This is a genomic window from Streptomyces sp. NPDC002265 (assembly GCF_040296125.1).
GTDB lineage: Bacteria > Actinomycetota > Actinomycetes > Streptomycetales > Streptomycetaceae > Streptomyces.
Genome location: NZ_JBEOWS010000011.1, coordinates 1 through 21213, shown reverse-complemented (window position 1 = coordinate 21213; position 21213 = coordinate 1). Strand labels below are relative to the sequence as shown.

General features: G+C 69.4%; 17 protein-coding genes and 4 pseudogenes. 13 read left to right on the top strand and 8 right to left on the bottom strand.

The window, feature by feature from the left end:
- Positions 1-38: 38 nt before the first annotated feature.
- Complete coding sequence (locus tag ABT085_RS03610; protein ID WP_351601419.1) at positions 39-2150, bottom strand: DUF8189 domain-containing protein; 2112 nt, start codon at positions 2148-2150, stop codon at positions 39-41.
- Positions 2151-2463: 313 nt separating this feature from the next.
- Here ABT085_RS03610 and ABT085_RS03605 point away from each other — a divergent pair, with 313 nt between their 5' ends.
- A complete protein-coding gene (locus ABT085_RS03605; RefSeq protein WP_351601416.1) occupies positions 2464-3261 on the top strand; it encodes a maleylpyruvate isomerase family mycothiol-dependent enzyme in 798 nt (265 codons plus the stop codon).
- Positions 3262-3407: 146 nt separating this feature from the next.
- On the opposite strand, the gene ABT085_RS03600 is transcribed toward ABT085_RS03605, so the two are convergent.
- Both ABT085_RS03600 and ABT085_RS03595 read right to left on the bottom strand, forming a co-directional pair.
- A complete protein-coding gene (locus tag ABT085_RS03600) occupies positions 3408-3578 on the bottom strand; it encodes a hypothetical protein (protein ID WP_351601414.1) in 171 nt (56 codons plus the stop codon).
- Positions 3579-3779: 201 nt separating this feature from the next.
- On the bottom strand, positions 3780-4709 hold the full coding sequence (locus tag ABT085_RS03595; protein ID WP_351601411.1) for an alpha/beta hydrolase: 930 nt from the start codon (positions 4707-4709) through the stop codon (positions 3780-3782).
- A gap of 160 nt (positions 4710-4869) precedes the next feature.
- Between ABT085_RS03595 and ABT085_RS03590 the strand changes: the two genes are divergently transcribed.
- Positions 4870-5784 carry a helix-turn-helix domain-containing protein gene (locus tag ABT085_RS03590; protein WP_351601408.1) on the top strand — a complete coding sequence of 305 codons (915 nt, stop codon included), beginning with the start codon at positions 4870-4872 and terminating at the stop codon, positions 5782-5784.
- A gap of 1265 nt (positions 5785-7049) precedes the next feature.
- Here ABT085_RS03590 and ABT085_RS03585 read toward each other — a convergent pair.
- Complete coding sequence (locus ABT085_RS03585) at positions 7050-7436, bottom strand: hypothetical protein (RefSeq protein WP_351601405.1); 387 nt, start codon at positions 7434-7436, stop codon at positions 7050-7052.
- A 312-nt stretch (positions 7437-7748) separates the two neighbouring features.
- Here ABT085_RS03585 and ABT085_RS46625 point away from each other — a divergent pair.
- The 10 genes and pseudogenes from ABT085_RS46625 to ABT085_RS03545 form a co-directional block, all read left to right on the top strand.
- Positions 7749-8104: pseudogene (locus ABT085_RS46625) on the top strand (helix-turn-helix domain-containing protein); the annotation flags it as partial.
- A gap of 490 nt (positions 8105-8594) precedes the next feature.
- Entirely contained in the window at positions 8595-9824 is a 1230-nt protein-coding gene (locus tag ABT085_RS03580; RefSeq protein ID WP_351601514.1) for an IS110 family RNA-guided transposase, read from the top strand.
- A 22-nt stretch (positions 9825-9846) separates the two neighbouring features.
- Positions 9847-10076 (top strand): annotated as a pseudogene (locus tag ABT085_RS46620) (winged helix-turn-helix domain-containing protein); the annotation flags it as partial.
- 106 nt (positions 10077-10182) lie between these two features.
- Positions 10183-10399: pseudogene (locus ABT085_RS03575) on the top strand (Na+/H+ antiporter NhaA); the annotation flags it as partial.
- Positions 10400-10456: 57 nt separating this feature from the next.
- Positions 10457-10639, top strand: a complete 183-nt coding sequence (locus ABT085_RS03570; RefSeq protein ID WP_351601402.1) for a PGPGW domain-containing protein — start codon at positions 10457-10459, stop codon at positions 10637-10639.
- Between the two features lie 340 nt (positions 10640-10979).
- Entirely contained in the window at positions 10980-11189 is a 210-nt protein-coding gene (locus tag ABT085_RS03565) for a hypothetical protein (RefSeq protein WP_351601399.1), read from the top strand.
- Positions 11190-11973: 784 nt separating this feature from the next.
- The gene (locus ABT085_RS03560; protein ID WP_351601396.1) at positions 11974-12405 is read left to right on the top strand and encodes a hypothetical protein; all 432 of its coding nucleotides are present in this window, start codon (positions 11974-11976) and stop codon (positions 12403-12405) included.
- A gap of 51 nt (positions 12406-12456) precedes the next feature.
- Positions 12457-13428 (top strand): RNA polymerase sigma factor, encoded by a 972-nt coding sequence (locus tag ABT085_RS03555; RefSeq protein ID WP_351601393.1) that lies wholly within the window; start codon positions 12457-12459, stop codon positions 13426-13428.
- A gap of 111 nt (positions 13429-13539) precedes the next feature.
- Positions 13540-14436, top strand: a complete 897-nt coding sequence (locus ABT085_RS03550) for an alpha/beta fold hydrolase (protein WP_351601390.1) — start codon at positions 13540-13542, stop codon at positions 14434-14436.
- 455 nt (positions 14437-14891) lie between these two features.
- The gene (locus ABT085_RS03545; RefSeq protein ID WP_502982616.1) at positions 14892-15371 is read left to right on the top strand and encodes a lamin tail domain-containing protein; all 480 of its coding nucleotides are present in this window, start codon (positions 14892-14894) and stop codon (positions 15369-15371) included.
- A gap of 531 nt (positions 15372-15902) precedes the next feature.
- Here ABT085_RS03545 and ABT085_RS03540 read toward each other — a convergent pair.
- The 4 genes and pseudogenes from ABT085_RS03540 to ABT085_RS03525 form a co-directional block, all read right to left on the bottom strand.
- Complete coding sequence (locus tag ABT085_RS03540) at positions 15903-16238, bottom strand: hypothetical protein (RefSeq protein ID WP_351601384.1); 336 nt, start codon at positions 16236-16238, stop codon at positions 15903-15905.
- Positions 16239-16757: 519 nt separating this feature from the next.
- Positions 16758-17168: a cupin domain-containing protein gene (locus ABT085_RS03535; RefSeq protein WP_351601381.1), complete on the bottom strand. Its 411-nt coding sequence runs from the start codon at positions 17166-17168 to the stop codon at positions 16758-16760.
- Positions 17169-17390: 222 nt separating this feature from the next.
- Positions 17391-17552, bottom strand: a pseudogene (locus ABT085_RS03530) (transketolase-like TK C-terminal-containing protein); the annotation flags it as partial.
- Between the two features lie 315 nt (positions 17553-17867).
- Positions 17868-20363: a SpoIIE family protein phosphatase gene (locus tag ABT085_RS03525; RefSeq protein WP_351601378.1), complete on the bottom strand. Its 2496-nt coding sequence runs from the start codon at positions 20361-20363 to the stop codon at positions 17868-17870.
- Between the two features lie 223 nt (positions 20364-20586).
- Here ABT085_RS03525 and ABT085_RS03520 point away from each other — a divergent pair, with 223 nt between their 5' ends.
- Entirely contained in the window at positions 20587-21168 is a 582-nt protein-coding gene (locus tag ABT085_RS03520; protein ID WP_351601374.1) for an IS607 family transposase, read from the top strand.
- Positions 21169-21213: the final 45 nt, after the last annotated feature.

Below are 21213 nucleotides of genomic sequence, written 5' to 3'. Positions count from 1 at the left end.
ACTTGATGAAACAGGGGTGAGTGGGTCGAACGCGGAGCTCAGAGCCCGGTCTGGTGGACGCGCCCGTCCACTCCGCGGAAGGCGGCCAGCACGCCCCCGTCCGGCCCGGCCACGGCACCGAGCGCCCCGTCGAACGCGCCGCTGACGAAGGCATCCACCTTGCTCCAGCCGGCCCAGCCCCCGGATGCCGTCCAGCTGCGCGTCCAGAGCGTGTAGTCACCGGCACGTGCGTACAGGTGCACCGCGCCGCCGGACGCCACCAGCGTCGGGCTGCCGCTCACCGTGCCGCCCAGGGCCGTCCAGTCCGACCAGTCGCCGGAGGCGTCACGCGTCCGCTCCCAGACCGCGTCGTCGGAGGTGCGCACGGCCACGTGCACACGGCCCGCGTCGTCCACGACGCCCGAGGGACGGCCGTAGAACGCCTTGTCCTGCGGGGCGCCCTGCGAGGTCCAGCCGGAGGCAGAGCCGCGCGACCACAGCCTGCCGTCCGCGCCGCGGGCGACGAGCGTCCAGTCGTCCGGGCCGGCGAAGGCCACGGTCGGCGCGTCCGTCAGGGTGCCGCCCAGGCTCTGCCAGCGACCCCAGCGCCCGTTCGCGTACACGCGCCGGTAGGCGGTGTCGTCCGTGCCGCGCACGAAGACGTCTATCCGGCCGCCGGCGGAGGCGTACGCGGCGGGCTGGCCGAGAATCCGGCCGCGCGTCGGCCCGCCCAGATCGCTGCTGCGAGCCTTGGACCAGTCACCGCCACGGGCGGTCTGCGCCCTCAGGGACCCGTCGGTGCCGCGGGTGAAGACGGTCATGGTGTCGCCGTCGCGCACCAGGGCGGGGCTCGCCGAGGCGCGGCCGGGCAGCTGCGCGCCGGGGGCCTGGTCGGTGCCGGTCAGCTTGAGGAAGGCGGTGCCGTGTGCGGGGACGCGCACGGTGTACGAACCGGTGAAGGTGCCACGCGAGGTGCGGGCCCGCAGATCGCGGACGCCGACCTCGCCCGTCAGGCCGGCGTCCGCGAACCTCACCGTGCGGTCCTGCGCCTGGTCGGAACGGTTGAGCAGCACGACCGCCCGCCTGCCCGCGCCTTGGAGCACCTTGCTGTAGACGTCGCCGACGGAGTCGGTGGCCACGCGGGCGCCCTGGATGCCCAGCGGGTCCTGGTCGACGGCGATGATCTCGGGATTGCGCAGGGTGTCGAGCATGGACTGCGACAGGGTCCGCGGGTCGCTGCCGAGCATCAGCGGCGAGGCCATCTCGGCCCACATCACGAACTGGGTGGTGGACTCCTCCTGGTCGAGTTCGTAGCCGCCTTCGGCGAGCTTGCGCATCGGGATGAGGTAGTCCGGGTCGTTCCAGCGCCCGGGGCCCTGCGCCTCGGGGTGCCAGGCGTTGGCGTCCATGTTGCGCAGGATGTTCGGCCACTCCCCGGCTGTCGGGGTGCCCCAGGCGATGTCGGTGCCGGTGCGCCAGGAGTCGGCGGTCGTCGGCCCGTAGGCGAAGGTGTTGTGCGCGTCCTGCGCGGGGGAGTGCGACATGCCCCAGTCGTCGGTGAGCGGGTTGCACACGTTGAGCAGCATCTTCCGGCCGGACTTGGCGACGGCGTCGCTGAACTCCTTGAAGGCCGGGCCCGGATCGAGTCCGGCGCCGATGCCGCACAGGAAGTCCGCCTTGATGGCGTCCACCTTCCACTCGGCGAACTGGCGCGCGTCCTCGGTGTAGTGGCCGCGGCTGCCGAGCCCGCACCACTTGCCGCCGTCGTACTCGCCCGCGTCGGTGTAGATGCCGGCCTTGAGGCCGCGCTTGTGAAGGTACGTCACGAGTGCGGGGATGCCGGAGGGGAAACGCGTGGGGCTGGCCACGAGTCGGCCCGTCTCCGGGTCGCGCGGCTGGTCGGCCTGCCAACCACCGTCCAGCCAGACGATGTTGTAACCGCTGTCGCGCAGTCCGCTGCTGACGAGGTAGTCGGCGACCTTCCTGACCTGATCCTCCGTCGGGGCGCCGAGCCCGTAGTAGGTGTTCCATCCCATGTACGGCGTGGGGGCGAGGCCGCTGTCGTAGTACTGCGGCGCACCCTGGTCGTCCGCGGCGTGCGCCGTCGGAACAGCCGACCCGACCAGTACCGCTGCGCCGAACACCGCCGCGGTCCGCCGCACACGCGCCATCTCTGCACGATGCGAAGTCACTTGATTCTCCCGAGAGTTGGGGGACACGAGGCACCCCCCGCTCCGGCTGTCACGCCGGGGGTCGGTGCCACGGCGGAAACCCTGCCGAGACCCCTGAAGCCTGTCAATATTAATTGCTAATTAACTTAAAAACGGGATCTCGAAGTGACGTAGCCGCCCCTGGGAGGGCTGGCCGGGGCATGTGAAGTGGGTAGAGTTCAGGGCGGGGGTGCCTCTGTCCGTGCCGTGCGCTCGCCGCCTCGGCTGTGAAAATCACTGTCCGATCGTCGGAACACGGTGATAGAGAGTCCATGTGACAACGACACTTGCGTTCCCCGTTCTGCTGCGACTGATCGACGAACGGTTGAGCGCCTTCCGCGCCGCGATCGCCTCCGCGCCCAGCCTCGACGTACAGGTGCCGACCTGCCCCGAGTGGACGCTCTTCGATCTTGCGCAGCACATCGGCGAGGGGCGCCGCGACTGGGCCGCCACCGTCGCCGCAGGGCCTGCTCCGGCCAAGTCCGCAGCGGAGGGCGCCCCGGCTGCGCCTCGGGAACGCGAGGCCCTGCTGGCCTGGTTGACGGAGTCCGCGGAGCAACTGCTGGACGCACTGCGGGAAGCCGGCCCGGATCGCGGTTGCTGGACGTGGTGGGGAGCGTCCCAGTCGCCGCAGACCTGTGGCGCCGTCGCCCGGCACCAGCTCCAGCAGATGGCGGTGCACACCTACGACGCCCAGGTCACTCTGGGTGCCCCGGAGCCGCTGCCGGACGAGGTGGCACTCGACGGTGTCGAGGAGTTTCTGTACACCTGCGTCGCAACGACGAGTGCCTGGCCGCACAAGCCCACTGCCTTCGAATTCCACGCCACCGAGGGCCACTCCTGGCGCCTCACGCTCGACGGCGACGGCGCCCGCTCCACCCGTATCTCCGCGCCCAGTACGACGTCTGTCGCCGCTGCCGACGAGGGCCCGAACGCGGTCGGCGTCTCCGTTCGCGGCACGGCCAATGAGCTGGTTCTCTTCGTGTACGACCGTATCCCGGCGGACTCCCTGCAGTTCGAGGGAGACGCAGGTTTGTTCGACCTGCTCCGCGAGTGGGAACCGGAGGCGTAGGACGGGTGCCGTAGAGCGGCGAAGTAGGTCTGGTCAAGACTGCATGCGACGTCTGACACCAGCGTCTGACACCGACAAGCACGAACCGCAGCGGTCAGCGCCGGACCCCGTTCCGGCTTCACCAGCTCGCCGCAGTTCGCGATTCTCTACCTGTGCCTGGTGGCGGCGTTCGTCGCGGTGCACGTGGCTGGGCTGTCGATCGAGTGGCAGCTGTTGGTCGGCGAGCCGATGGGGGCGGTGACGCTGTTGCTGCTGGCGATGCTGAGGAACGCCGAGCGGATCGAGCTGTCCGCGGAGCAGCTCGAACGACTGGACAAGCTCACCCCTGCGGCCGGCACCCGGCACGACGAGGTGCACAGGTGTTCTGCAAGGGTCATACCGCTGCTGGGGAAGCGTACGTCGGTCCCCATGACTTGCTGCTTTCGTTGCGTGGGGGTGGTGCCGCTCCTGGAGCGGCTGCGGTGCCGTGGGCGCCGGCCGGGCGAGGGGAGCCTCGGCCGGCGCCCGAAAGGGGGGTCTCAGTTCTCGTCGGCGGTCTGGCCGGAGAGGTTCTGGCGGAAGAACGGCACGGCCTCTTCGATGGCGCGGTCGACGTACTTCGGCACGTCGTAGAAGTCCATGTGTGTGCCGCCATCGACGACCACGAGCTTCTTGGGGCTGCGGACACGGCCGTGCAGTTCGGTGGACATCCACAGGGATCCGGCTTCGCTGCCGGCGACGATGAGGATGGGCTGGGTGAGCAGGTCCTCGACCATGTGGAAGGCGTCGAAGGTGAAGATCCGCGAGACGCTCTTGGTGAAGAGGAACTTGTTCTTGGCGTTGGGGTGCTGGGCGCGCGGGGTGAGGTAGTAGTCGTGTGCCTCGACCAGGTCGCGCGGGGTGGTCTCGTCGGGCTCGGCGGGAACGTAGGGGAGGTAGGCGACCTCGGCGCCCTGTGCTTCGGCGGTGCGCTGCTGGGCGACGGCCTGGAGGGTGGGCACGGCGGCCGCGTCGGAGTCGGTGCCGTACCAGTTCCGGCGGAAGGAGGTGCCGATGTTCAGGCCGCTGGCCGTGGTGACCGCCTTGATGCGGTAGTCGGTCATTGCGGCGTTGACGGCGTAGCCGCCTCCGGCGCAGATGCCGAGCGCGCCGATGCGCTCGGGGTCGACGTAGGGGAGCGACTGGAGGTGGTCGACGGCGGCCCGTACGTCGTCGACGCGGGCGTAGGGGTCCTCCAGGTGGTGCGGCTCGCCGCCGCTGTCGCCCTGGAAGGAGGCGTCGAAGGCAAGGGCCACGAAGCCCTGCTCGGCGAGCTTGCTCGCGTACAGTCCGGACGCCTGCTCCTTCACACCACCACCGGGGTGGACGGTGACGACGGCGGCGTAGCTGCCCTCGGGGTCGAAGCCGGCGGGCAGGTAGAGGTGGCCGGCCATGGTGATCGGGCCGTTGGGGAAGGTGATGGCTTCCACTGGATGCTCCATGTGCTGTCTCGTGCCTTGATGCGCTCGACCGGTCGGTTCGGGCGACGACATTCAGACTGCGGGCGTTCGCGAGCCTGTGGGAGATGCCGCTTATCGGGGGTACTGGCAGCCTCTCCTTGGCGGTCCGCGAGGCGTTTAGCCTCGAAGCATGGACACTGTGGAGACCGCCAAGGACATCAAAGACTTCCTGACGACCCGCCGTGCGAAGATCACCCCCGACCAGGTGGGCCTTCCCACCGCGGGGCGCCGCCGGGTGCCCGGCCTGCGCCGCGAGGAGGTCGCGTTGCTGGCCGGTGTGAGCGTCGAGTACTACATCCAGATCGAGCGCGGTCAGGTGGCCGGGGTGTCCGACGAGGTTCTGCACGCCATCACCACGGCCCTGCGGCTCGACGAGGTCGAGACGGCCCACCTGTTCGACCTGGCCAGGGCCGCCACCGCCAGGGCGGGCAAAGTGCAGACGCGGGCACGCAGCCCCCGCCCGCAGGTCCCGCAGAGCGTCCAGGCACTCATCGACACCATGGTCTGCGCGCCGACCATCGTGCAGAACGCCCACCTCGACATCGTCGCGGCCAACCCGCTGGGCCGAGCGCTCTACGGCGCCGTATTCGAGCACCAGGCCGAGCCGCCGAACCTCGCCCGCTTCATCTTCCTGAACGCCCGCGCCGACGAGGTCTTCCCCGCCTGGCAGAAGGCGGCCGACGACGCCGTGGCACTGCTGCGGGTCGAAGCCACCCGGTCGCCCTACTCCAAGGCCGTCACCGGTCTGATCGGAGAGCTGGCCACTCGCAGCACCGAGTTCCGGACCCGGTGGGCCGCCCATGACGTACGCGCCCACCGCAGCGGCAGCAAGGACTTCCATCACCATGCGGTGGGTGACATGACCCTGCGCTTCGAAGCCCTCGACGTCACCAGCACCGCAGGCCTCACGGTCATCGGCTACACCGCCGAATCCGGCTCGCCCTCACACGAAGCGCTCATGCTGCTCTCCAGCTGGGCCGCGACCGAACAGGGCGCACAGGTGCCGTCCGGCGCCGGGACCGCGGAACCGCATGCGCCGAAGTAGCCCATCCGCCTTGGTGTTGGTTGGTGTCCGACGACCTGCCCCAAGGGCTCGATGCCTTGGCATGACGTCGCCGACAGCCGAGAAGTACGGAAGCGCACCGCAGCAGACGAGCGCCGCGGACCGCCGCCCCGGGCGGCCCGGCAGAGGGCGTCACGAAAGACGTACCGGGGGACGAGGGGACGGGGCTGGTCTCGGCGCGACCGTGTGCGCCGTCTGGCGGCGGAGGCGATGGAGTCCGTCTTCCGAAGGGCTTCTCGGTTGCGCGGTCCAGACGACGATGTGCTGGTCGGGGGCCGTGGAGCTGGTCAGCGTGTCCCGGTCCAGGACGAGGGTGCCGGCCATCGGGTGCTAGACCGCCACGTCCCACGCCGCCCAAACGATCAAGGAAGGCGGCCCGGTTACAAGATCGAATGACGATTCACCGGTCACGGCCTGGACGATCTGGAGCTTCTGGGGGGCTGCGGGCGCGTCCGTGCAGTTCGGGGCGTTGCACGCGTCCGGGTTCGCACGTTGTCACTCGGTGCAACGCGGTTGTGGTGTCGGTCCGGCAACGGCTCTCAGCGGGCGGCTCGCCCGACAGGCTGCTCAGGGAGGGCTGCGTCCAGTGCCGTCCCTGGTGCCCGCGGGCGTATTCGGGCAGCCCGTGCGGCGGCCGGTACGGCTCGCCGCCGGTTCTTGGCCGCCACCGTTCAGGCTGCGCCGTCTGTGACGCCTTTTCGGGTGACGGGCGGCCGCCACAGGCTGTGCACCCGCGTAGGTGACCGCAGAGGGCTGGTGGCTCGTTGCATTCGGCCTGTGACAAGGCCCCCGCCGAAGCGGGGGCCCGGTTCCTTGCTTTCCCACGTGTCAGCGAGAGAAAGGGAAGGAAGCGGCCTCAAGCTAACACACCCGTTCGGAGGCTTGCACCGCAGGTGAAGCGGTACGGAAAGCTTCGTGCGTGGTCGAAGCCATTCGGCGGCGGTACGTGCGGAGGTTACGAACCACGCGTGGGATTCGCGGCCGCCGGTGTGCACGCGGTGCGGGGCGACGCCCACCGGCGAACGCTGGGAAGAGACCATCGTGAGCAAGAGAAAATGAGGGGCGGGGACCTGGATGTGTGGGGGACCGTGCCGATGTCGCTCGCAAGTACGCCGCCGCTGAAGCAACGCGTGCGGCTGCGGTGGCACAGGAGGAGCAGAACTCGGATGACGGCCAAAAACCGTCGGGCTCCGCGGCCTGTTTCGTTCTGAGCATCGCAGCTGCTGGCTTAACGAGCCCCCGGCTGGTCAGCAGTTGATGGGAGGGTTACCGGAAGTGACTCGGCAGTAGTCCGACCCGAGTCCGCCGTCGACAGTGCCGGCGTTCGGGCCGACGGAGATGAAGTCGCTGTCGGCTCCGCCGAGAATCCTGCCGGTCACCGCAGTACCGGCGTTGGCCGTGATGGAGTCGCCACCGGCGCCGCCGTCGATGGTGCCGGCAACGATGCCGTTGATGACGATGTAGTCGCTGCCGCCCAAGCCGTTGACGCTGTCCCCCAGGGCGAGGGCGCCGCAGCTGATGTAGTCGGAGCCGGCAGTACCGCTGACGGTCGTACCGGATACGGGGCGGCCGTTGACCGTGCATGACGTCATGGCTTGCGCAGGCGTTGCGGTCAGGGCGAGGGGAGCGGCCACGAGGGAGGCTACGCAGAGGGTGCGTATCGTGTGTCTGATCATGAAACGAGTGGCTCACGGCGATTTCATGATCGCAATGCTGCACCATCGATGACGCCCCCGTTCGGGGCAGTCTGCCCCCCGGACGGACCAGCGAGACCGATGGTTGGAAGATCGGGGTTCGAGCTGGATGTGTGAAGCCGGAGTATGGGGCCTGTCCCGCAGGTCCCCATTCTGGGAACCTGAGCTTGATCTTTACTGATCTCGGCTCGTTGAGGTGATCCTTGCTGAACATTCCGATGCGGGTGCCGCATTGCCGGTAATCCGTGGTGTGTGAGAAATGCGGATGGGGGCGGGCTGACGCCTGCAGCAAGGCGGGGGCGGGAAGCGGTGCGGATGCAGGCGGCGGAGCTGTTCGCTCGGCAGGTCAAACCGCCCGAGGTGAGGCCCAGCAGCTGCGTGTGAGTGTGAAGTCGGTTTACCAGTGACAGCAGTTGTGGCGACAAGGCGATACTGACGCGCTGGTCTCGCAAGGGCCGAGCGGGGCCGGTGCCGTCTGCCGCCGCGCTGTCTGGAGAAGCTCGCCGGGTATCTCGAGCAGGGGCTGGCCGCGCATCGCTGGACCGAGGACTCAGGTGTGAACGGCCCCACGGGTGGCCACACTGAGGGGCAGGAAATTCCACGTCTCCTAATCCGTGGATAAGAACGGTCTGCCAGATTGGGAACGCGGACAAGCCGTTCGAGAATGGCGGGACCGTGGCGTCTGGCTTGATCCAGGCTCCCGAACCCTGTCCGTGTATCGGTGGGCGGTCCCGGCTCTGATGGTGGTGGTGGCCGCATGGGCGGCGGGCGGACGCCTACACGTCTCCGGGCCTCGACGCCTAGCTGTAGACCGTGCGACGTCTGGTTGCCCTCGCGACTACCACCACCGTCAACACCATCGGCCTTGCCTCTCGTTGGTGTTGGTGGTGCGAGCCCATCGCGCGGTGACCTCTTGGTACGCCCGAGCCGATCTTGGAGCTCCCCGCAGAGACCGAGGCCCGTGGGGTGCGCTGGTGCCACGAACAGCTGCTGAGGTGGCTGACCGGCCCCGAGGGCCGAGTCCTGGGATTAGGTCGCTGCGTGGTTCCGCACGAGCTCGTGACCAGCACAAACGTACAGGCAGTACCGGGAGGGACTTTGATCTACTGCGGCATCGACTGGGCAGAGAAGACACACGACGTGGCGCTGGTCGACGACACCGGAATGCTGGTCGCCAAACGGCACATCACCGACGACGCGGCCGGGTACAAGATCCTGCTGGACCTGCTCGCCGAGCACGGCGACACCGAGGACAACCCCATCCCGGTCGCGATCGAGACCTCCCGGGGCCTGCTGGTCGCCGTCCTGCGCACCGGTCGGCGGAAGGTCTACACGATCAACCCGATGGCTGCCGCTCGCTACCGCGACCGCCACTCCGTCTCGCGCAAGAAGTCCGACCCCGGCGACGCCCTCGTGCTGGCGAACATCCTGCGCACGGACATGCATGCCCACCGTGTCCTGCCCGACGACACCGACCTCGCCCGCGCCATCGCCGTCCTGGCCCGGGCACAGCAGGACGCCACCTGGAACCGTCAGACCATCGCCAATCAGCTCCGCTCGCTGCTGCGCGAGTACTACCCCGCCGCCCTGGCCGCGGTCGAGCCATGGAAGAACGGCCTGTGCCGCCCCGAGGCCCTCGCCCTGCTCAAGGCCGCTCCAACCCCAACCCGCGCGGCCCGTCTGACCCGCACACAGCTCCAAGCCGCCCTCAAGCGCGCCGGACGCCAGCGCGGCATCGAGGCGGACGCCGACCGGTTGCACGAGGTCCTCCGCGCCGAGTGGGCCCACCAGCCTCCGCTTGTGGAGGACGCCCTCGGCGAGCAGATGCTGGCCCTGCTGATCCAGCTGGAGGCCGCCTGCACCGCCGCCGACCGGCTCGCGAAGGCGGTGGAGGAGGTGTTCCCTCAGCACCCGGACGCTGACATCTACCTGTCCTTCCCCGGCCTCGGCGTCCAGCTCGGCGCCCGGGTGCTCGCCGAGGTCGGGGACGACCGCACCCGTTTCACCGACGCCCGCGGACTGAAGGCATACGCTGGCTCCTCGCCCATCACCCGCGCCTCTGGCAAGAAGTCGTCCATCACCCGCCGCTGGGTCAAGAACGACCGGCTCAACGCGGCTGGCTACCTGTGGGCCTTCTCCGCCCCCAACGCCTCACCTGGCGCCAAAGCCCACTACCGCCGCCGCCGCGACGACTGTGGCGACTGGCACGCCGGCGCTCAGCGCCACCTGTTCAACCGCATGATCGGCCAGCTCTACCACTGCCTCCAGCACACCGAACTGTTCGACGAACAGACCGCCTTTCCCGTCGAACGAGCCGAAGCCGCTTGACACGCTAAACACCTGAGGTGTCTACAGCACCTTGGGCGCAACGAGGCTGATGCGACGGCTCGGTTTCACCCCGCAGATGCCCGCACCCAGCGTGGCCGAGCGCGACGAACGAGCCGCGACCGGCTGGAGGAGGCGACCTGGGCGGAGGCGAAAGAGCCCGGGCAGCCTGCAGGAACTACATCTGCTTCGAGGACGAGGCGGGCTTCAGCTGCAGGCCGCCCGAAGGACGCACCTGGTCGTGGCAGGGCCGGGGTTGATAGTGTGTAAAGAACGCGTCAAGAGATGCGGGGTGTGCCGGGAAGTCTGGTCGGCGTCAATGGGCCCGTGTGCCCACACGTCGATGCCCCGGAGGTGTGCCATGCCTGCTGCCCTGCGTGAGCGTTCGGTCTTCCTCGCCCCACTGCCCTGGCCGGAGCGTGCGGGTGGCCCGGGTCCTGCGCACGGAGACGGTCGGTGGGCTGGTGCTGCCGGCAGCGGCGGTGGTGGCACTGGTGTGGGCGAACACCCCTTTCAGCAGCACGTACGACTCCAAACGCGACTTCCACTTCGGCATACCCGCGCTCGGTCTGGACCTGCGGTCCCGGCCGGTGTGGCCGTTGCCCTGTTGGCCGCCGGAGTGATGGTTCCAAGCCATGATGAGGAGCCCCATGCCCGAACGGCGCGTCGGAACCGCGCTCGCAGCCGTCGGCGCGGTACTCACAGCAGCCGGGACCGCCATGTATGTCCTGCCCGGCCCCGGCCTGCCCGTTCTGGTCACTGGCCTTGCCGTGCTGGCAACCGGCCTAGTCGTGGCTGCCGTCGGCCGCCACGGCTGACCCCACCACGCCCCGCCCCGACGACAGGAGTCCCTGCACCCGTGACCTGGCACTTGGCCGGCCTCGCCGTTCTTTCCCTTTCCCTTACTCTGCTCCCGGCCGGGCCGGCCCTGCTGACCGGCCGGATTCCGCATCGCCTGCACGCCCGCCTGGCGCCTGCACGTCCACGCGGCTGGGCCCTGCTCTCCCTGTGGGCCGCAGCCCCGCTCGACACGATCCCGCGCCGTGCCGACGCTCCACCCGCGATCACCCGGGCAGTCACGGTTGTCGCTGGCGTCGTAGCAATTGCCGGATGTGCTCCGGCGGTTGGCGTGAGTTCTGGAGCCTCGAAGGCGGCGTCGTGACCGACACGCGCCGCCGGTGGCGCTTCGTCTGGTCGGTCACCGCCTGGTGGGTGTTGCTTGCCCTTGCTCTGTGGCTCCTGGGCAAGGCCCTGGACCGATCCACCTCTCTCGCGGCGTGCGCGGCCTCCGCCGCGCTGCTCGTCGCCGTGGGCGAGGCCGGCGAAGGGCTGCGCCGATGCCTGAGAGCCCGTCGGCGCAGGCCTTGAGGATGAAGCGCTCACCCTCAAGGCGGATCTGTCCACGTGGGCTCCGGCTTGCGAAGCAGAGGCGTCGGGCAGTCAGCCTTGCCGACCCGAAGCGGACCGGAGGCCGGGCATGCCTAGGTGGGCCACGCCATGCCGTTCGGTGAGACGGCTCATCGCCGTGAGCTTCTCGTTCGCCGCGGCGAGGCTCACCTTTTGGCCTGCGGTCTCGCCGAGCCAGCCCTGTTGCTGGCTTCGTCGATGTCGGCACGGAGGCTGCCGACGACCCTGCGCAGAGTCCGGCTGTAGGACCGGGCGGTCGGGCCAACTTCGACCTCCTACCTCTGATCCTGCGAGAGTTCCCCGGCCTTCAGGCTGAGGGTGAATCGCCTCTCACGATTGCTCTGACCTGCGCTGTGAGCACGGGTCCGCACTGTCTGCCGCCCCCAGGGCCGGCCGCGTTCAGTCCGGCCGCTTCTGTTGCGCGATGTAGTCCTTGACCACTGATCGGCGATGCGAGAGATCCCGCGGCCGTGGCGTCGCGGTTGAAGGCGATCGTGCGCAACACGGCCGGGATGCGGCTGTCCGCCAGACGGGAGTTGCCCGGGCCGGACGGCCTCGACCGTGTGCGTCTGTGTGATCACGAACCGACCCACCCTGAACGAGTCCGCGAGCGGCACGCCATGCGGGGCTGGATCCGAGGCACGGTGGATGAACTGGCCGGGCTGCTACGGCCTATGCTGCGACTTCAGCGGCATCACGTCGCACCAGGAGAGCGCCGCCGCGTGCGGGATTCCCGTCGGGGACGGTGCGCAGTCGGATCAACCCGGCCAGAGGAGAGCTCGCTCAGGTACTGCTCGCGACCGCCGCACAGGCGCACGTCGACGCCTCCGCCCGTGCCGAGGACGGCATGCAGCAGGCGGCGGCGACGTTGCAGGGTGGCGCGCAGGGGCATCTGCCAGGTGAAGTAGCCGAGTTGTGGCCCAGGAGGACCGAACTCCTCGGCCCACCCGGGGAGCGCGTGCACCCCTTCCCGGCCATGCGCCGCGACTGGGAGGCCGGGGTGTGCCAGCACCTGCCCCATGTCGTGGCCGGCCGGGACATCACCGTGTGGGAGCTGGACGTCATCGATCCCGCGGATGCCGTCAGTCCCTGGCCGGCGACCCTGGCCCGGATCACGGTCCGCCGCGACAGAAAGCTGCGCACACTCCGGGTGCTCTTTCCCGGGCCGCCGCGGTGAGCGCAGCCCGGTACGGTTGTCCGAGCAGGTCTGCCAGGGGGAGGTCGTGCCATGGCCGGGCGGGCGGCAGCGGACGCGAGCGCCGAGGACATCAGGCTCACCAGAGCGGCGCAGGCCGGTGACGTGGCGGCGCTGGGGCTGCTGCTGGAGCGGCACCGGGCGGGCATGCGGGCCGTGGCGCTGAGCATCCTGGGTCCCGGCCCGGACGCGGACGACGTCGTCCAGGACGCCGTGCTCGTCGCCCTGGCCCGGATCGGGGACGTGCGTGATCCGGGCGCGGTCGGTGCGTGGCTGCGGATGATCGTGCGCAACAACTGCCGGATGCTGCTTCGTCGTTCCCGGCCCGGCGAGCCGTTCGACGGGCTGTCCGTGCCCGATCCGGACGCCGGACCCGAGGAGACGCTGGAGCACCATGCGCTGCGGGACTGGGTGTGGGAGGCCGTCGAGGAACTGCCCGTCACGCTTCGGATCCCCCTGGTGCTGCGGCACTTCACCGAGGGCGTGACCGCGTACGAGCGGATCGCCCAGGTTCTGGGGGTGCCCGTGGGCACGGTCCGCAGCCGGCTGAACCAGGCCCGGGCCAGACTCGCCGGAGCTCTGGCCGCGACCGCGGACGCGGCGCACAGCGATGCCCGGGTGCGCACCGCGGCGAGTTGGGACGAGGCACGGGACACGCTGGCCGCCGCGGAGGCCGGCCACTTCGGCAGGGTCCTGACCGAGCGGTGGTCACCCGAGGTCGCCTTGATGAGCGGAGCCGCGCGGATCGGCGGGGCAGATCTGCTGGCCCGTGGTATGGACGGGGATCTGGCCGCCGGAGTGCGTCAGCGGCCGGTGAACGTGGCCGCGGGCCGAACGCTGGCCGTGTGGGAGATGGACCTCGTCAGCCCGGCCGACGATCCCGGGCACTGCCCGCCCGCCGTGGCATGGATCATGAGTCTCAGCGGCGGCCGGGTCGCCCAGCTGCGGCTGTTCCACCCCATTGCGCTGAGGGACTCCGTACTGCCCGAGCGCGGGATCGTCTGACGCGCGGATCCCGAAGGGCGTGACCCTCATCACTCCGGCGAGATCGAACTCCTCGCCTGCTCCCGCATCTTGCCGGTGTTCATCGAACCACTCGCGAGATCGGGAGCTGTGATGGTCACATCTGTCGCCCACCCTCTGACCCCCGGAGTCCACACCGTCGACGCGGAGGGCGTGGTCCTGCGTTACCACGTCCATGGCGCCGGGCCGGTGTGCGTGGCGCACCCCGGCGGGCCCGGCATCGCCTGGGAGTACCTGCGTGCGCCGGAGCTGGAGAAGCGGCTGACGATGGTGTACGTGGAGCCTGCCGGCACCGGTGGTTCCGGGCGGCTGCCCGGTCACCCTCACGGTTACACACGAGCCCTGTACAGCGGTCACCTCGCCGCGGTCATCGATCACCTCGCGGTACCGCGTGTGCATCTGCTGGGGCATTCCCACGGCGGCTTCGTCGCCCAGTACCACGCGCTGCACCGCCCCGACCGGCTCGCGGGCATCGTGCTGTACGACAGCGCGCCAATCACCGGAGAGGAGTTCGGCGCCGAAATGATGCGTTCGGTGCAGCAGTTCGCGACCCGGCACGCCGGTCACCCGGAGCTGCCGGCCGTGCTGGAGGCGTTCGCGGCCATCCCGGCCATCGCCGACGACGAGGCGATGCTGGCCGCTGCCCGAGGGGTGCTGCCGGCCTACATCGCCGGTTACTGGGCAGAGCCTGAGCGGTGGGCGCCGCTCGGGCATTCCCTGCGGGCGAGCTATGTCTCCGGGCTGGACGAGCACGGCGCAGCCGACCCGGTCGACGACCGCGAGGCGCTGCCCGCGCTCACCGTGCCCGCACTGGTGGTGGCCGGACGGTACGACGTCGTGTGCGGAGTGCGGTGGGCCGAGGAGCTGCACAAGCTGATCCCCGGCTCACGACTGGTGGTCCTGGAGCGCAGCGGCCACTTCGGTCATCTGGAAGAGCCCGAGCGGTTCGCCGACGCGGTCGCCGCGTTCGTGACCGCGGACCGTGCCTGACACCCGTACCGAGGTCCGTGATGCAGCAGGCGCCTGCTCGGCAAACCAGGGTGACGGCTGTTACCCACTTTCGGGTGACCCCATGGCAGGGGCGGGTTGCTGCGGTCCGCGGCGATAGCTCCATCTGCCCGGTATGGGAAGGAAGTTGGAGATTCGGAGCGTCAACCGCGCGCCCTTCTGGGATGGATGGGTGATGCATCCGACAGTCACGTAAATGTCGGCAAGTTGTAACACGCGCTGGACAACCCTCGTGACTTTTTGGGTCCGCTTGCAGGGTGTGGGTGTGCGGCCGGCCGGTCGCACACCCACACCACACACCTCGAGTGGCCTGCGGCTTTCCGGCCGTGGCGCCTTCGAGTGTGCTGTACGCCTTCGCGAAAGAGGACCTTGTGTCTGCTTCCCTTTCCGCAACCGCCCGCCGTCTCAGTGCTGTAACAGCCGTGGCGGCCGCCTGTATGGGGGCGGCGGCGCTGCCGGCGTCGGCCGCCGAAAACCACCAGTCGGGGCGCGGTGACCGAGCACGGCTGGAGATTTCGGACGTGCAGGCCGACGCGCCGGGCCGTGACGACCGTTCCAACCGCTCGCTGAACAGGGAGTGGGTGGAGATCACCAACACCAGCCGCCGGGCGGTCGACCTCGACGGCTACACGCTGTCGGACGAGGACGGCCACACCTACACCTTCGACGACTTCCGGCTCGGCGGGCGGGACACGGTCCGTGTCCACACCGGCGTCGGCCGCGACACCGACACCGACGTCTACCAGGACCGGCACAACTACATCTGGGACAACGACGAGGACACCGCGACCCTGTACAACGACCGGGGCCGGTACGTCGACGACGAGTCCTGGGGCCACAACCACCGTCACGGCGGAGGGTACGGCCACCACCGCGACGGCAGCTGGTACGACAACCGCGGCGACCACCGCCGCTGATACGGCCCGGTTCCCCCTTTCCCGGCGCCCCCTTCAGGTGGTGCGCTCCGTCCCGGTGAGGAGCGCACCACCGCTTGCGTGTCCCGGCACGCCCGACGGCGCCGCGCGATCCGCAGACTGCGCCGACTGCGGGCCACGGCACGCATCGGGCGGCCCGGCGCAGGTGTCAGCCGGGCGAAGTGATGGCTCGGGCGACGGCCGTGACCGCGGGGTGGGGCGGTCGGGGAGCCGAGCCACGAGGACCCGGCGGATCTCGGCAGGGTCGCCTTCGACGTGCAGCAGGTGCACTCCGGGCGGCAGCAGCGGCGAGCGTCGCGAGTACGGTCGTGACGTCGAAGCCGCTGGCCGCCAACTGGACTTTGTACGATCCGCCGGGAGGACCAGCTGAGCGCGCAGCCTGGCCACGCAACACCTGGGGTGCCTCGACGGGCCAGGTGAGCTTGATGAGCGCCTCGTCGGACCGGACGCGCTGCTACCGGGCTTTCTGAGCAGTCCGACGGCCTGCCCGAGTCCGTCGGGATGACTGCCCGGTCACTCGGGGTGTGTCACCGCCTCTCTTTGGAGTTGTACCGCCGCGAGCAGGCTGAGGGTCGGCACCGCTTGCCGTAGTGCCTTCACCGCGGCGACGGAGGTGATGTCCCCGATGAAGCCGGCAGCGGCCAGCCGGGAGTGGACCCAGCGGGCGCGTAGCCCGCTCTCGGTGGCGGAGGCAGTGGAATCCACGAGTGCGGCGGCGCGTTCCAGGCCGGGGCGTTCCTCCGGTGAGGCCTGCGCGAGTGCCTGGCGCAGGGCCGCCGCGACCACGTCCGCGTCCCTTATGGTCAGCACGAAGGTGTTCTTCCTGGTCAGTCCCGTGATTCCTGTCATGAGGATCATCCTGACGGCCATGTTCTGTGCAGACCAAGCGACTTGAGGAATCTCAGAGGTGGTGTCGTCGGGGTCTACGGTTCGCCGGGCCGGGCGTAGCGGTAGGAGAGCGGGCCGCGCCGGCCGGGCGGGGCGCGGGTGCGACCGGAACCGCCGCACGATGTAATGCCCTGCCCGACCTCTGCACACAGATGACCTGTGGGCCCCACCCACCCAACTCTTCACGTAGCGGCTTCGGCGCAGGTACTGCCGATGGAGAGGGTGTCCCACCGAATGGTGCAACGGCGGCTTCCGCTACTGCGAGTCCTGGCGTCAGGTCGACGTCGTCTAGATCGTCCCCAACCCCGGCGCCGTCGAACGGCTAGCCACCGCGTGCTCGGCGCCCCCCGTTGTGGGGCCCAGGCCGGTCGCAGCGGCGGTCGGCCTGGGTACGTCTCGCGAACCCGACACCTCAGGAGCCTGCCCGTTGGTGAGCAGACAGCGTTGGGCTCGGGTGGGAGTCAGGAAAGCCAGTGGCTATCAGGGCCGGGGCGCGCGGAGGTGTTGCCTTTCGGCCAGCTCCTCCGCGCCGACCACGGTCAGAACCGGGCTACCGGCCGGCGCGAACATGGTCACGACCAGCTGCGACTGCGCGTCCGGGAGGTTGTTGGCGCCTTGGTAGTGGATCACGTCACCGCCGGGCTCGAACACGGCGTCACCGGCCTTGAGAACCCGGGGCGGCTGTCCCTCCAGCTCGAAGAGGATCTCGCCCTGGGTCACGTAGCCGAAGAGTGGCCCCGGGTGCCGGTGCGGCGGTGCGCCGGGGTCACCGGGCTGCAGGGTGACCAGGATGGTCCTGGCCTCGGTGCCGACCGCGATGCGGGATGCGGCATCCGGCAGGGTTGCGATTATCTCAACGCCCGGGGGCAGGTGCGTGTGCGCATTGCTCATCTGTGCCTCCTAAAGGGGGATGTCGACAGTAAGGACCAGACTGCTTGCTTGTTTGTGACACGCGTGGGCGGCAGGGAAATCTCCGGGGTTGCGGGCGGCGAAGTGGTCTTCCGTGAGGCGAGAGCGTTCGGCCTACAGCCTGTTCGGGCTGGTTGGGGCGCGTCCGGGGCCCGGCCGCCCGGCAGGTTGATTGGTGGTGCCCCGGCCGGCAGCTGCGAGTGCCCCGTCCCCGTGCTGCAGGCCTTCGCCGGTGATGGTGGTGCGGCCGGCGGTCGCGCCGATCCTGAATCCGGGTCCCATCTGATCGGTCAGGGCCCGGAACTGGTTACGCATTCGCTGGAATCCGAACGTGGCGTAGAAGATGTAGAAGGTGATCACGGGTTCGGTTCGCCATGTGTGGCGTATGAGCGCCGCGTGAGGCGCAGGTCATGACCGGCGGGTGTTCGACTGCGCGGCCCGGGCCGGTCGGCCTCGATCGGCCCAGGACAGATTCAAGGACGTCCGGGTCGTGGCCGCGGGGCAGGACGGGCTGGCCTTCGCCTTCCACGACACGCCGTGACGTGGCCCCGGCTTGATCCATGGTGCGCCGGGCTCGGATGGGCCTGAGCGGTGTTCACTTGGGGGGGCCGCTTGCGAATGTGGTGTGGTCATGTGGCAGTCGTAGGTGTGTGGCGCTGAAGGCCATTCCCTTCTTGATCTTCAGGCGGCCTGAAGCGGGCGTGATCGGGTGCCGGAGCTGCCGGGCAGTTCTTGTTCGGCCCAGACGACTTTGCCTTTGGATGCCGGGCGTGATCCCCAGCGGTGGGAGAGCTGGGCGACCAGGAAGAGGCCGCGGCCGTTCTCGTCTGTGATGCCGGCGCTGCGCAGCTGTGGGACGCAGATGCTGGTGTCGGATACTTCGCAGGTCAGAGCATTGTGCTCTTTCAAGCACAGGGTGACCGTGCCGGTTCCATGGCGTACGGCGTTGGTGACGAGCTCGCTGACGATCAGCTTGGTCGAGTCCGCGAGGGCGTCCAGACCCCATGCGTGGAGCTGACTGGCCGCCAACTGCCGTGCTGTGCGTGAGGCGCACTCGTCACTGGGCAGCGTCCAGGTGGCGGCCCGGTCGGTGTCGAGTGAGCAGGTGCGAACCAGGAGCAGGGTGGCGTCGTCGCAGGACGTCTGCTCCAGGAAGGACTCCGTTGCGAGGTCGCAGAGGTCTTCCAGGGCCCGATCCGGCTCGGCGAGGGCAGCGCCCAGGCTGTTCATCCCGTCGTCGATGTCGTGGTCGCGGGATTCGACCAGACCGTCGGTGTAGAAGGCGATGAGGCTTCCTTCGGGAAGTTCAAGTTCCATCGATTCAAAGGGGTCCCCGAGTCCGAGACCGAGGCCGAGCGGGGCTCCGGTAGGCAGATCAGGGAAGGCCACCCGGCCCTGTGGGTCGATGATTGCGGGTGGGGGATGCCCGGCGCGGGCCATGGTGCATACGCGGGTGGCCGGGTCGTAGACGGCATACAGGCAGGTGGCCCCCACGACGGCCGTCGTGCCGTCCGCGGGCTCGGCGTCCTCCTCCTCGACCAGTCGCTGGATCGTGTTGTCGAGGCGGGACAGCAACTCGGCTGGTGGCAGTTCCAGATCGGCCAGGGTGCGGACGGCGGCGCGCAGCGTGCCCATCGTTGCCGCGGCGTGGAGGCCGTGTCCGACGACGTCGCCGACGACCAGGGCGACGCGCGCTGCGGACAGCGGGATCACGTCGAACCAGTCGCCGCCGACGCCGTGTTCCACGTCGGCCGGCAGGTAGCGCGAGGCCGTCTCGACGGCGGTGCCACCTCGCAAGCGGCGGGGGAGCAGGTTGCGCTGCAGGGTCAGGGCCGCAGTCTGCTCGCGTGCATACCGGCGTGCGTTGTCCAGCGCCCGCACGGCGCGTTTGACCAGCTCTTCGGCCAGCAACAGGTCACCCTCGTGGAACGGCGTGGGGTCCTCGGTGCGCAGGAACAGCACCACACCCAGGAGGGCGTTCTGCGCACGGATCGGGACGGCCATCAGCGAGTGCACGCCGTAGGAGCGGATCTTCTCCCCGATCGCCGGAACCTGATCCAGCCATGTCCCCGGTGCACGGTCGAGGTTCGGTTCCAGGTGAGACCTGCCCGTGCTGCGGACCGCGGAGAACGGCGAGGCCTGCGGCACGGCGACCGGCCCCCCACGCATCCATGGCGATTCCGGAACTCCAGCGTGGATCGAGGCCTGCCCCGCACGGCGCAGAGTCGGGTGGTGTTCGCCCGCCGGAGCCGCGCGGACCGCGGAGAGGTCACCGGACGACGTCGACTGTTCTAGGTCCACGGCGACGAAGTCGGCGAGCAGCGGTACCGCGAGGTCGGCCAGTTCCTGGCTGATCTGCATGACATCCAGCGTCCCGCCGAGCCGCGCTTCGGCTTCGCCCACCACGGCGAGGCGCTCCCGGGCCAGACGGCTCTTGGCGAGGTTGGCACTGACGAGACATACCCCCAGCGATTCACCGCCGGCCCCTTGGAGACAGTGGAACGACGCGGCGAGGGGGTACCCCCGGCCTTTGCCCTCCGGCATCCACGTCCGGTATTCGTGCACCTTGGTGGTGCCGCTCTGCAGCACCTGCTGCGTCATGGCCTCGACCGCCTCCGACCGGGGACCGGGAACGACCTCGGTCAGACGGCGTCCGAGCCGCTTGTCACAGGGGATGCCGTCGTGCTCGGCCATCACGTCGTTGACGAACACGCACCGTAGTTGCAGGTCGCGCACGGCGACCCCGATCGGTGCGCGGCCCAGGAGTGGTCCGCTCACCAGGCTGCTCATCGTGTCCCCGGAGAGAGTGCCGGTGTCGACCATCGAGACGAACCACCGCACCGCTCCGGCCAGGCCGCGCAGCATCGTGATCCGCAAGCACGCCTCGATCACGCGTCCGTCCCGATGACGTACGGCTGTGGTCCCCGACCAGCCGTTCTGGGCGCGGCAGTGCTTGACGAAGTCCGATGTGCTTTGCCGCTCGCCGAACAACGGCAGCACCAGTGCAGCCGAACGCCCTACGACGCATTCGGCCGAATGCCCGATGAAGTGTTCGGCGGCCTGCGTCCATCCGACGACGGTTCCTTGCTCGTCGAGCATCGCGAGCGCCGTGTCGGGCATGTCGAGCCCGCTCGATGCTTTACCGAAGGTCACGGTCTCAAGGCTGTTCGTGTTCATCGAACTGTTGTCCTTGCTCATGTGGGATGGGCCGCGCGGAGGGTGGGCGCGAAGATGTGCCGCACTTACCATGAACGACCGAATAAGTCCCTATTTGTGACAAATTACGGATATTGGGAAGAGGATCTGTCCCTGCTGGAGCCGGCGTGGGGGTTGAAAGCTGTTGCAGGTTTCCTAGTCGTTCGTAGTCACCTCTAATCGCATATCTCGATATCTTGGTCTTGTGAAGCTGTCGGAGTGGGCGCGTCAGCAGGGCGTGAGTTACCAGACCGCTTGGCGGTGGGTGAAGGACGGGAAGATGCCCGTTCCTGTCCGTCAGGCGCCGTCGGGGACGTGGTTGGTCGATGAAGCCACTGTCGAGCCGTCGGGCCGGGTGGTGGCGTACTGCCGTGTGTCCTCGGCCGATCAGAAGCCTGACCTGGAGCGGCAGACGGCCCGGGTGGTGGCCGGCGCGAACGGGCTGGGCCTGGCTGTCGCCGAGGTCGTGGCCGAAGTGGGGTCGGGGCTGGACGGGCGGCGGCGCAAGTTGCACCGGCTGCTGTCCGATCCGCAGGCGGCTGTGATTGTGGTGGAGCATCGTGACCGGCTGGCCCGGTTCGGCGTCGAGCACCTGGAGGCCGCACTGTCGGCGTCCGGGCGGCGCCTGGTCGTCCTGGACCCCACCGAGACCAGCGACGACCTGGTGCGGGACATGACCGAGGTGCTGACGTCGATGTGCGCCCGTTTGTACGGGCGGCGGGGGGCGAAGGCCCGGGCCGCCCGCGCGGTGGCGGTGGCGATCGCCGAGGGCGAGGCTGCCGGGTGAAGAAGTTCCGGCCGCAGCCCGGGTTCGTGGTGCAGGCGTTCCGGT